General features: G+C 57.4%; 9 protein-coding genes and 3 rRNA genes. 4 read left to right on the top strand and 8 right to left on the bottom strand.

Annotation, left to right across the window (positions count from 1 at the left end):
• Positions 1–14 precede the first annotated feature (14 nt).
• The 5 genes from gshB to AC4BCN_RS04865 form a co-directional block, all read right to left on the bottom strand.
• Entirely contained in the window at positions 15–971 is a 957-nt protein-coding gene (gene gshB, locus AC4BCN_RS04885) for a glutathione synthase (RefSeq protein WP_456148442.1), read from the bottom strand.
• 97 nt (positions 972–1,068) lie between these two features.
• Positions 1,069–2,367, bottom strand: coding sequence for a glutamate--cysteine ligase (gene gshA / locus AC4BCN_RS04880; protein WP_139091782.1), 1,299 nt, complete (start codon positions 2,365–2,367; stop codon positions 1,069–1,071).
• Positions 2,368–2,570: 203 nt separating this feature from the next.
• Positions 2,571–4,106 (bottom strand): ammonium transporter, encoded by a 1,536-nt coding sequence (locus AC4BCN_RS04875; protein ID WP_490492702.1) that lies wholly within the window; start codon positions 4,104–4,106, stop codon positions 2,571–2,573.
• A gap of 11 nt (positions 4,107–4,117) precedes the next feature.
• A complete protein-coding gene (locus AC4BCN_RS04870; protein WP_010393464.1) occupies positions 4,118–4,456 on the bottom strand; it encodes a P-II family nitrogen regulator in 339 nt (112 codons plus the stop codon).
• Between the two features lie 11 nt (positions 4,457–4,467).
• Entirely contained in the window at positions 4,468–5,235 is a 768-nt protein-coding gene (locus AC4BCN_RS04865; protein ID WP_490492701.1) for a TorF family putative porin, read from the bottom strand.
• A 270-nt stretch (positions 5,236–5,505) separates the two neighbouring features.
• On the opposite strand from AC4BCN_RS04865, the gene AC4BCN_RS04860 reads away from it, so the two are divergent.
• From AC4BCN_RS04860 to AC4BCN_RS04845, 4 genes are all read left to right on the top strand, one after another.
• Positions 5,506–5,754: an accessory factor UbiK family protein gene (locus AC4BCN_RS04860; RefSeq protein ID WP_128141223.1), complete on the top strand. Its 249-nt coding sequence runs from the start codon at positions 5,506–5,508 to the stop codon at positions 5,752–5,754.
• 111 nt (positions 5,755–5,865) lie between these two features.
• Entirely contained in the window at positions 5,866–7,386 is a 1,521-nt protein-coding gene (locus AC4BCN_RS04855) for a YifB family Mg chelatase-like AAA ATPase (RefSeq protein WP_490492700.1), read from the top strand.
• A 64-nt stretch (positions 7,387–7,450) separates the two neighbouring features.
• Positions 7,451–7,996, top strand: a complete 546-nt coding sequence (locus AC4BCN_RS04850) for a hypothetical protein (protein ID WP_128141403.1) — start codon at positions 7,451–7,453, stop codon at positions 7,994–7,996.
• Between the two features lie 181 nt (positions 7,997–8,177).
• Entirely contained in the window at positions 8,178–8,522 is a 345-nt protein-coding gene (locus AC4BCN_RS04845; RefSeq protein WP_092716690.1) for a DUF1840 domain-containing protein, read from the top strand.
• Positions 8,523–8,581: 59 nt separating this feature from the next.
• On the opposite strand, the gene rrf (AC4BCN_RS04840) is transcribed toward AC4BCN_RS04845, so the two are convergent.
• The 3 genes from rrf (AC4BCN_RS04840) to AC4BCN_RS04830 all read right to left on the bottom strand — a co-directional run bounded on the left by rrf (AC4BCN_RS04840) (position 8,582) and on the right by AC4BCN_RS04830 (position 12,103).
• Positions 8,582–8,694, bottom strand: a 5S ribosomal RNA gene (gene rrf, locus AC4BCN_RS04840).
• Positions 8,695–8,977: 283 nt separating this feature from the next.
• Positions 8,978–9,090: ribosomal RNA gene (gene rrf, locus AC4BCN_RS04835) — 5S ribosomal RNA — on the bottom strand.
• 137 nt (positions 9,091–9,227) lie between these two features.
• Positions 9,228–12,103: ribosomal RNA gene (locus AC4BCN_RS04830) — 23S ribosomal RNA — on the bottom strand.
• Between the last annotated feature and the right edge of the window lie 231 nt (positions 12,104–12,334).

Below are 12,334 nucleotides of genomic sequence, written 5' to 3'. Positions count from 1 at the left end.
AGTCATTTCACCTTCTAGCGCTGCTGCGCTTGCGCAACGCCATGCTCGACGGCGTCGACAAACATGGCCGCCACGTCAAAACCCGTTTGCTGCATGATTTCCTGGAAGCAGGTCGGGCTGGTGACATTGACTTCCGTCAGATAGTCGCCGATCACGTCCAATCCTACCAGCATCAGGCCACGCGCGGCCAGGATCGGGCCCAGCTTTTCTGCGATTTCCAGGTCGCGCGCCGTCAATGGCTGCGCCACGCCCGTACCGCCGGCGGCCAGGTTGCCCCGTACCTCGCCCGCCTGCGGGATGCGCGCCAGCGAGAACGGCACCGGCTTGCCGCCGATGACGAGGATGCGCTTGTCGCCCTTGACGATGTCGGCGATGAAACGCTGCGCCATGATGGTCTGCGCGCCGTTGTCCGTCAGCGTCTCGATGATGGCGCCCAGGTTCAGGCCATCGGCCTTGACGCGGAAGATGCCCGTGCCGCCCATGCCGTCGAGCGGCTTGAAGATGACGTCCTGGTGCTTGGCGTGGAAGGCGCGCAGGCGCGCTTCGTCCGACGTCACCAGGGTCGGCGACGTGAATTCGGAAAACTGGGCAATGGCCAGCTTTTCATTGTTGTCGCGGATGGCGGACGGCTTGTTGAAGACGCAAGCGCCCTGCTTTTCCGCCAGTTCCAGCAGATACGTGCCGTACACGTATTCCATGTCGAACGGCGGGTCCTTGCGCTCGATGATGGCGTCCAGCGCCGACAGGCGCACTTCTTCGGTGGAGACAACCTTGTACCAGTCATGTTCGTCGCCGGTCAGCTCGATGTGCTTGACCCGTGCCGTGACGATGCCCTCTTCCAGCGCCATGTCCTTCTGTTCGAAGGCATACACGGCATGGCCGCGTTTGGCCGCCTCGCGCATCATGGCGAAAGTGGAATCTTTGTAAGTCTTGAAGCCTGCCAGCGGGTCGGCAAGGAATGCAATTTTCATGGTGCGTCCAATCGGGGAGCCTGGATAAGGAATGCTTGATTCTAGCCGAGATCGCCAGGCGCGGTAGTCGCCGGGCCCGGCAAGTCTCGTTGACGGATCAATACACCTCGGGATTCGGGTCCGTGCGCTCCATTTCCAGCGACGCGGCCAGCAAGGCCAGGCGCGCCACCACGCCATACACATAGAAGCGGTTCGGCGCGGCCGTGCCCGGCTTGGCCTTCAAATCCGGCACGGCATGCTGCTGGGCAAACGCCAGCGGCACGTACTGCGAGCCGGGCGCGTTCAGGTTCTGGTCCACGCCTTTTTCAGCATGCACGCGGTAGAAGCCGCCCACCACGTAGCGGTCGATCATGTAGACGACGGGCTCGGCCACGGCATCCTTGATGCTTTCAAAGGTCGGCACGCCTTCCTGGATGATGACGTCGGTCACCAGCTGGCCATCCTTGACGATGGACATTTTTTCGCGCTGCTTGCGCGACAGGTCGCGCACTTCGTTCGCGTCACGCACCGTCATGATGCCCGTGCCATACGTGCCCGCATCGGGCTTGACGATGACGAACGGCTTTTCCTTGATGCCGTATTCCTTGTATTTCTTGCGGATCTTGGCCAGCAGCACGTCGACGCTGGCGGCCAGCGCATCTTCGCCCTCGCCTTCCTGGAAATTCACATCGCTGCACTTGGCGTGGAAGGGGTTGAGCATCCACGGGTCGACATCGATCATCTTGCCGAATTTTTTCACCACTTCATCGTAGGCCGTGTAGTGGTTGCTCTTGCGGCGCAAGGCCCAGCCCGCGTGCAAGGGTGGCAACAGGCTTTGCTCATGAATATTTTGCAAGATATCGGGGATACCGTCTGACAAGTCGTTATTCAGCAGAATCGTGCACGGGTCGAAATCCTTCAAGCCCAGGCGGCGGCCATTGTTCAGGCGCACGAGCGGTTCGATGACGAGCATGTTGCCATCTGGCAACGCCAGCGGTGTCGGCTGGGTAATCTCGGGCGACCACGAGCCAAAGCGCACGTGCAGCCCCGTCTGGCGGAATATCTGCATCAATCGCGCCACGTTTTGCAGGTATTGCGGCGTGGTGTTGTGCAATTCCGGCACGATCAGCAGGTTGCGGGCGTCCGGGCAATACTTGTCGATGGCGGCCATGGCCGCTTGCACGGACAGGGGCAGCATTTCCGTGGCCAGATTGTGAAAACCGCCAGGGAACAGATTGGTATCGACGGGCGCCAGCTTGTAGCCGGCGTTGCGCAAGTCTACCGAGCAATAAAAGGGCGGCGTGTGCTCTTGCCACTCCATGCGAAACCAGCGCTCAATGGCCGGCGTCGCGGCCAGAATCTTTTTTTCGAGGTCGAGCAGCGGTCCGGTCAGGGCCGTGACGAGATGGGGAACCATAGTTACATCCTTAAATTATGTGCAGTATTCAAAAAAGCACACAGAACTGCCGACTATATTACCGTGTAAGTACCCCAAATCGGGGCAAAAGCCTTGTTTTAAAGACCTTTTACATTCCCACAACGAAAAAAAGGCACCTCAATGAGGCGCCTTTTCCACCGGACATGCCGCGCCGGGGCGCTGGCATGCCAGATAATGACTATTTAACCATGATACGCTTGCTCGCCATGGCTGGTGATATCGAGACCTTCGCGCTCTTCTTCTTCCGGTACGCGCAGGCCGATGACGATGTCGACCAGTTTATAGGCGATGACGGAAATGATGGCAGACCAGAGGATGGTGGTGCCGACCGCTTGCGCCTGCACCCACACCTGGTGGCCGATCGAGTACGGGTCAGCCGACATCTTGTTGGTGACATAGTCGAAGATGCCCTGGCCGCCCAATTGTGGTGCAGCAAACACACCCGTCAGCAAGGCACCGAGAATGCCGCCCACGCCATGCACGCCGAACACGTCGAGCGAATCGTCGGCGCCGATCAGGCGTTTCAGGCCATTCACGCCCCACAGGCAGACGACACCGGCCAGCAAGCCGATGACCAGGCCGCCCATCGGACCGACAAAGCCGGCCGCCGGGGTGATCGCCACCAGGCCGGCAACGGCACCCGATGCGCCACCGAGCATCGATGGCTTGCCTTTGCTGATCCACTCGCCAAATACCCACGACAGGGTAGCGGCGGCAGTGGCCAACAGCGTATTGACGAAGGCCAGGGCCGCCACGTCGCCCGCTTCCAGCGAGGAACCGGCATTGAAACCGAACCAGCCCACCCACAGCAGCGACGCACCGATCATGGTCATCGTCAGCGAGTGCGGCGCCATCGATTCGCGGCCGTAGCCGACGCGCTTGCCGATCATGATGGCACCGACCAGGCCGGCAACGGCGGCGTTGATGTGCACCACGGTGCCGCCGGCGAAGTCCAGCGCGCCTTTTTGCCAGATCCAGCCAGCCTTCAGGGCTTCGCTGGCCGAGGTGGCGGCGTTGGTGATCAGGTCAGGACCGGTCCAGAACCACACCATGTGGGCCGCTGGCAGGTAGGCGAACGTGAACCACAGCACGACAAAGGCCAGCACGGCGGAAAACTTGGCGCGCTCGGCAAAGGCGCCGACGATCAGTGCGCAGGTGATGGCGGCAAACGTGCCCTGGAACGCGACAAAGACGAACTCGGGAATGACGACACCCTTGCTGAAGGTGGCGGCGGCGGCAAACGTGCCCTTGGCCGGATCCCAGATACCGTTCAGGAACAGGCGGTCGAAGCCACCGAAGAAGGCGGTTTTTTCCGTGAAGGCGATCGAATAGCCGTAGATGCACCACAGCACGATGACCAGCGCGAACACCATGAACACTTGCATCAGCACCGACAGCATGTTCTTCGAACGCACCAGGCCGCCGTAGAACAGGGCCAGGCCGGGAATGGTCATCAAGATCACCAGCAAGGTGCTGATCATCATGAAGCTGGTATCGCCCTTGTTGGCGACGGGCGCGGCAGCTGGCGCTGCAGCGGCCGGGGCCGGAGCGGCGGCCGGTGCTGCTGCGTCAGCCACCGGCGTGACGGCGGGGGCGGCGACGGCCGTGGTCGTGGCCGCCTCCGTCTTGGCGGGAGCATCGGCAAAGCTCGGCGCGGCGACGCCAAACGCACACAGACAGGCAAACCCAGCTAGCAATTTTGTTATATTTTTACGCATCAATATTCCCCTTAGAGCGCTTCGTTACCGGTTTCACCGGTACGGATGCGGATGACTTGTTCCAGGTTGTAGACGAAAATCTTGCCATCGCCGATTTTACCGGTACGCGCGGCACCTTCGATCGCTTCGATGGCCTGGTCGACAATGGCGTCATCGACGGCCGCTTCAATCTTGGTTTTTGGCAAGAAATCGACGACATACTCGGCGCCACGGTAGAGTTCCGTGTGACCTTTCTGGCGGCCGAAACCTTTGACTTCGGTAACGGTAATGCCTTGCACATTGATAGCCGACAAGGCTTCACGTACTTCGTCCAATTTGAACGGTTTAATGATTGCGGTAATCATTTTCATGGCAGTCTCGCTTAAAAGGTTTTGGATACGGTCAGCACGAGACCGGATTTCGCCAGATTCTTGCCATTCGGTGCCAGCGACGTGATGTTGGCCTTCACTGCAGCGAGGGAAACGGTCGCCATGCCGAAGTCCTTGGTCACGCCGATCTTGACATCGTTATAGCTGAGGGAATCATTGTGCTCGACCTTCTGACGTCCGATATGCAGGTTCAGCATATAACCATCATGCACCTCGACGTTGGCGCCCACATCGAGGTAGCCGCTGTTCTTGCTGTCGGCAACACCGAACAGATTCGTGGTCGAATGCGAGTATTTGATATACACCGGGCCATAGCCGAGCTGGCCGTACAGTTCGAAGGTGTTGGCATTGGTGCTCAGCCCATTCGAGGGATAGAAATAGTACAGGCCGCCCACGTCATAGGTAAAATCCTTGCTGATCTCGCCACGCTTGCCGCCGTACACATCCCATTCCAGGTCGGTATCGCCGCCGCCGTCCTTGATCCATTTGATGCTCGACAGCCAGGTACCGACGTACAAACCCGTCGGATTGTGGGTATAGTCGGCACCGCCGCTGATGGCGGGTTTCAAGCGGCTTTGCGAGATGCCGCGGTAGCGGTAGTCGCTGGTCAGCGCCACGTTGTAGCTCACCACGTTATCAGGTACGGCCTCGGCTGCAGCAGGCGCCGCCACTGCATCCTGGGCCATGGCGCTACCGCACAAGGCGGTCATGGCCAGCGTCAACGCTGCAGCTAAAGTCATGTTCTTGGACAGATTCTTCATGGCGATTCCCTTTTATTGAACTTTTAAAGCGGTTGAGGTTTAAAATCTTGGCTGGAGATCACAAAGCGTTCATACCTTCTTTAGCAGAATACGTGCCAGCTCCATTGCCACCTTGACAGGTGCGTTTCCGGCCATACATACCCTCCAAGCCTCTGGGCATGCGGGTACGGGCTGCTGAAGCATTGTGAATTTGCCCAGTTTCGCACCAGATTAACGCCGCTGTGCACCGCAATGGTGCGATGCACAGGCCGCACCATAAAAGGACTGACCATGGACATGAATACCTTCTTTAACGACTTGCAAGGCAAGATCCATCAAGCCATCGAAAACTCGCCAGCCAAGGATATCGAGAAAAACGTGAAATCGATGATGACCCAGGGCTTCGCCCGCCTCGATCTGGTCACGCGCGAGGAATTCGATATCCAGGCGCAAGTACTGGCCAAGACCCGCGCCAAACTGGACGCGCTGGAACTACGCCTGATCGAGCTGGAAACGCGCCTGAACGATAGCAAGGCGTAAGGGACCGCCAGCCAGGCGCTGATATTGACGGCCTTGCTGGCATAGCTCAAGCCCGACGGCCTTCCACGCGCTAGACTGATCCTGCCCGCGCCCGCGCCACAGGGGAGTCTGATGAGTCTGGCCGTCCTGAAAAGCCGCGCCCTGGCCGGTATGGAAGCGCCCGAGGTAAGTGTCGAAGTCCACCTTGCCAATGGCTTGCCTTCGTTTACGATTGTCGGCCTGCCGGATACGGAAGTGAAGGAATCGCGCGACCGCGTCCGTGCCGCGCTGCAAAACTGCGGCTTTGAGATGCCGGCGCGGCGCATCACGGCCAATCTGGCGCCGGCCGACCTGCCCAAAGAATCGGGGCGATTCGACCTGCCCATCGCACTGGGTATCCTGGCCGCCTCCGGCCAGTTGCCGAGCGACCAATTACACCACTACGAATTTGCTGGCGAACTATCGCTGTCGGGCCAGTTGCGCCCCATCCGCGGCGCCCTGGCCATGACCTTTGCCATGCAGCGCAGCCGGTCGGGCGCACCGCGCGCCTTCATCCTGCCGCAGGCGAACGCGGACGAAGCGGCTCTCGTCAGCGATGCCTGCATCTATCCCGCCCACAGCCTGCTCGAGGTCTGCGCGCATTTTGCCGCGCACGCCAGCCGGACCACCCTGCAACGCCATCAGCCCATGCTGGCCGTACCCGATTTTGCGTATCCGGACTTTGCCGACGTACAGGGGCAGCAGCAGGCGCGGCGGGCGCTCGAGGTGGCGGCGGCGGGCGGCCATAACGTCCTGATGGTGGGGCCACCGGGCGCGGGCAAGACCATGCTGGCCAGCCGCTTCCCCGGCGTGCTGCCGCCCATGAGCGACGAAGAGGCGCTGGAATCGGCCGCCGTGCATTCGCTGGGCGGCCACTTCAAGGTAGAACACTGGAAACGACGCCCCTACCGTGCTCCGCACCAGACGGCGTCCGGCGTGGCCCTGGTGGGCGGCGGCAACGTGCCGCGCCCGGGAGAAATCTCGCTGGCCCACTGCGGCGTGCTGTTTCTCGATGAAATCGCCGAATTCCAGCGCCGGGTGCTCGATGTGCTGCGCCAGCCCATGGAATCGGGCGTGATCAGCATTTCACGTGCGGCCCGCCAGGCCGAGTTTCCTGCCCGCTTCCAGCTGATCGCCGCCATGAATCCCTGCCCCTGCGGTTATCTGGGTCATGCTTCGGGACGCTGCCGCTGCACGCCGGACGCCGTGCTCCGTTATCACAGCCGCCTGTCCGGTCCGCTACTCGACCGTATCGACCTGCAGATTGAAGTGGCCGCCATGCCGCCGGCGGCGCTGGGGCGGCACGCAGGCGCAGGCGAAAGCACGCAAGCCATCGCCACGCGGGTCGCGGCAGCCTTTGCCCTGCAGCTGGCACGCCAGGGGAAAGCGAACCAGCGCCTGAGCAGCACGGAAATCGAACAGCATTGTCGCCTGGAAACGCATGGCGAACAGCTGCTGCATGGTGCCATGGCGCGCCTGCACTGGTCGGCGCGCACCTATCACCGGGTACTGCGCGTGGCGCGCAGCATCGCGGACCTGGAAGCCAGCCCCGGCATCATGCAAGCGCATGTCGCCGAAGCGATCCAGTACCGGCGCGTGCTGCGTGAAATATAAGCCGGCCAGTGGCCGCCACACGTGCGCGATTGCGCGTGATTGGCGGCACTGCTACCATCTGCTGATGAAAAAACCATCACTTGCCCTCTTTCTGGCTACGCTCGCGGCCGCCAGCGTCCTGTCCGCCTGCAGTCCGAAATTCGACTGGCGCGACTATCGCAGCCCCGATGCCCAGTTCACGGCCTTGTTCCCGGGCAAGCCTGCCGTGTTGACACGCGAGGTCGATCTCGATGGCAAGAAAGTCAGCCTGACCATGACGGCCAGCGAAGTCGATGGCAATACCTTCGCCATCGGCAGCGCCGTGCTCGACAGCGCAGAACAGGCGCAAGCGGCCCTGCCCGCCATGCAGACTGCCCTGTTGAAAAACATCAACGGCACCGTGCGCAGCGAAAAATCGGCCTCGGCGGCCAGCAGCACGGCTGCCGGAACGCAGCAGCGCAGTTCGCTCAGCATCGAGGCCAAAGGCACGCAGCAAGGCAAGCCTGTCTTGCTGGTCGGCCGTTTTGTGGCGCAGGATAAACGCATCTTCCAGATCATCATTCTCGGCGAAGAAAGCAAGCTGTCGCGTGACACCATCGACACCTTCATGGACTCAGTGAAGCTGGATTAAGACTTAACGATCGCTTAAACGGGTGTTTTCACGATAAGCGGGCTCTTGTAAATACGTGCGTTGTCCAACAGATGGCTCTATCCGGCTTGCAAATATGCAATCCGGGACAAACGGACGGCCTGTGCGACATTTCAAGTCGTGATATTGTTTCGACACTAACAACAAGTTTCAGAAAGCGCTTATGTTGATCTCATTCAAATCCAAATCTTCCCCTGAAGTGCTGATGTACCAGGAACATGCCCAGCGTATCCTCGACATCCTGCACAAGAACCCCACGCGCGGCGTCATCACGCCAGCGGAAGCGGGCGATGCCTTGGCCTTGCTGGAAAAAGAAGTCGCGGAAAGCAAGTTGCATCCGGAAAACGACATCGAACACGATGTGCATACGCCGGAAACATTGGAAGATGGCGAAACGGGCGCCCATGCGCGCGCGCAAAAAGTGCATTTCTCGCAGCGCGCCTATCCGCTGATGGAAATGCTGCGCTCGGCCAAGGCGGAAAATGAAAGCATCACCTGGGGCATCTGATCCGATGAGCGCTGCAGACGAAAAAAACCCCGCACCTAGCGGGGTTTTTTATATAACAAGCCTGACGATAACCTACTTTCACACTGGTTGCAGCACTATCATCGGCGCAAAGTTGTTTCACGGTCCTGTTCGGGATGGGAAGGGGTGGGACCAACTTGCTATGGTCATCAGGCATAACTTTTTCAACAACCTGCTCCCAACGGGGCAGCAAGTCGTCTGATCTGAGGAGACGAATTATACCCCAGGCCGGCTTGACGCACAAGCGCTAAGCCAGCAATCACCACGCGAATGTCAACAATGTTGTCGGATTACGCTACGCTAATCCGACCTACCCGGCATCCTATGGACGTAGGTCGGCTTAGCGCTGCGCGCGTAAGCCGACACCGCGCCCCATAAACCCTCAGACGAAAAAAAACCCCAACCGGATTGCTGGATCGGGTTTTTTCGAATAACAAGCCTGACGATAACCTACTTTCACACTGGTTGCAGCACTATCATCGGCGCAAAGTTGTTTCACGGTCCTGTTCGGGATGGGAAGGGGTGGGACCAACTTGCTATGGTCATCAGGCATAACTTGTACTGGCATTTGTCCTCAATGGAGCGACAAAGCCTGAATCTGGAAGAAGCAAAGATTGGGGTAATGACTGTMGTATCAACACACACGCAACGTTGTACCGTCTTATCCTCTGCACCTGCTAAGGTTATAGGGACAAGCCGTACGGGCAATTAGTACTGGTTAGCTTAATGCATTACTGCACTTCCACACCCAGCCTATCAACGTCCTGGTCTCGAACGACCCTTCAAAGAGCTCAAGGCTCTGGGAAATCTCATCTCAAGGCAAGTTTCCCGCTTAGATGCTTTCAGCGGTTATCTCTTCCGAACTTAGCTACCCGGCAATGCCACTGGCGTGACAACCGGTACACCAGAGGTTCGTCCACTCCGGTCCTCTCGTACTAGGAGCAGCCCCCTTCAAATTTCCAACGCCCACGGCAGATAGGGACCAAACTGTCTCACGACGTTTTAAACCCAGCTCACGTACCACTTTAAATGGCGAACAGCCATACCCTTGGGACCGGCTACAGCCCCAGGATGTGATGAGCCGACATCGAGGTGCCAAACTCCCCCGTCGATATGAACTCTTGGGAGGAATCAGCCTGTTATCCCCAGAGTACCTTTTATCCGTTGAGCGATGGCCCTTCCATACAGAACCACCGGATCACTATGTCCTACTTTCGTACCTGCTCGACTTGTCAGTCTCGCAGTTAAGCACGCTTATGCCATTGCACTATCAACACGATGTCCGACCGTATCTAGCGTACCTTCGAACTCCTCCGTTACACTTTAGGAGGAGACCGCCCCAGTCAAACTGCCTACCATGCACTGTCCCCGATCCGGATAACGGACCAAGGTTAGAACCTCAAACAAACCAGGGTGGTATTTCAAGGTTGGCTCCACGAGAACTAGCGTCCCCGCTTCAAAGCCTCCCACCTATCCTACACAGATTGGTTCAAAGTCCAATGCAAAGCTACAGTAAAGGTTCATGGGGTCTTTCCGTCTAGCCGCGGGTAGATTGCATCATCACAAACATTTCAACTTCGCTGAGTCTCGGGAGGAGACAGTGTGGCCATCGTTACGCCATTCGTGCAGGTCGGAACTTACCCGACAAGGAATTTCGCTACCTTAGGACCGTTATAGTTACGGCCGCCGTTTACTGGGACTTCAATCAAGAGCTTGCACCCCATCATTTAATCTTCCAGCACCGGGCAGGCGTCACACCCTATACGTCCACTTTCGTGTTTGCAGAGTGCTGTGTTTTTATTAAACAGTCGCAGCCACCAGTTTATTGCAACCCTTTCACCCTCATGGAGTAAACCAATCAAGCTACCGGGGCGTACCTTTTCCCGAAGTTACGGTACCAATTTGCCGAGTTCCTTCTCCCGAGTTCTCTCAAGCGCCTTAGAATACTCATCTCGCCCACCTGTGTCGGTTTGCGGTACGGTCTCGTATGACTGAAGCTTAGAGGCTTTTCTTGGAACCACTTCCGATTGCTTCGTGAACAAGTTCACTCGTCCCATCCCCTTGAATCCTGCGCCCGGATTTGCCTAAGCGCCTTCTATGAGACAGAAACTGACTATTCCAACAGTCAGACAACCTTCCGCGATCCGTCCCCCCATCGCATCATACGACGGTGCAGGAATATTAACCTGCTTCCCATCAGCTACGCATCTCTGCCTCGCCTTAGGGGCCGACTCACCCTGCTCCGATGAACGTTGAACAGGAAACCTTGGGCTTACGGCGTGGAGGCTTTTCACCCCCATTATCGCTACTCATGTCAGCATTCGCACTTCTGATACCTCCAGCATCCTTTACAAGACACCTTCGCAGGCTTACAGAACGCTCTCCTACCATATCCWYTTATAGATATCCGCAGCTTCGGTGACTGGCTTAGCCCCGTTACATCTTCCGCGCAGGACGACTCGATCAGTGAGCTATTACGCTTTCTTTAAATGATGGCTGCTTCTAAGCCAACATCCTGACTGTTTTAGCCTTCCCACTTCGTTTTCCACTTAGCCAATCTTTGGGACCTTAGCTGGCGGTCTGGGTTGTTTCCCTCTTGACGCCGGACGTTAGCACCCGACGTCTGTCTCCCAAGCTCGCACTCATCGGTATTCGGAGTTTGCAATGGTTTGGTAAGTCGCAATGACCCCCTAGCCATAACAGTGCTCTACCCCCGATGGTGATACTTGAGGCACTACCTAAATAGTTTTCGGAGAGAACCAGCTATTTCCAAGTTTGTTTAGCCTTTCACCCCTACCCACAGCTCATCCCCTAATTTTTCAACATTAGTGGGTTCGGACCTCCAGGGCGTGTTACCGCACCTTCATCCTGGCCATGAGTAGATCACTTGGTTTCGGGTCTACACCCAGCGACTGATCGCCCTATTCGGACTCGATTTCTCTACGGCTTCCCTATTCGGTTAACCTTGCCACTGAATGTAAGTCGCTGACCCATTATACAAAAGGTACGCAGTCACGGAACAAGTCCGCTCCTACTGTTTGTATGCACACGGTTTCAGGATCTATTTCACTCCCCTTCCGGGGTTCTTTTCGCCTTTCCCTCACGGTACTGGTTCACTATCGGTCGATTACGAGTATTTAGCCTTGGAGGATGGTCCCCCCATATTCAGACAGGATGTCACGTGTCCCGCCCTACTTGTCGTACGCTTAGTATCACCGGTCCGATTTCACATACGGGGCTATCACCCACTATGGCTCCTATTTCCAGAGGATTCTGTTATCGGTCCGACTATCACGTACAGGCTCTTCCCATTTCGCTCGCCGCTACTTTGGGAATCTCGGTTGATTTCTTTTCCTGCAGCTACTTAGATGTTTCAGTTCGCCGCGTTCGCCTTGCATACCTATGTATTCAGTATGCAATACCCTAAAAGGGTGGGTTGCCCCATTCGGAAATCTGCGGATCAAAGTGTGTTTGCTCACTCCCCGCAGCTTATCGCAAGCTACTACGTCCTTCATCGCCTGTAATCGCCAAGGCATCCACCATGTGCACTTATTCGCTTGTCCCTATAACGTTAGCCTCTGAAGACCGAAGTCATCAAAGAGCGCTACAGGGATAAGAAAGTACAACGTTGTTGCTTGTTTGTTGATACATACAATCATTACCCATCGATTCGCTTTTTACGGCAAACCGATCAATAAATAATCTTTACTTCTTCCAGATTGTTAAAGAACATACAGCACTTGGTCTCGAAAAGACCAAACCTAAATTCAATCACCGATGTGATCAACTTACGT

This window comes from Janthinobacterium sp. Bl 1, assembly GCF_058215535.1.
The sequence above is the reverse complement of the archived record's forward strand: the minus strand, read 5'-3'. Positions and strand labels throughout refer to the sequence as shown.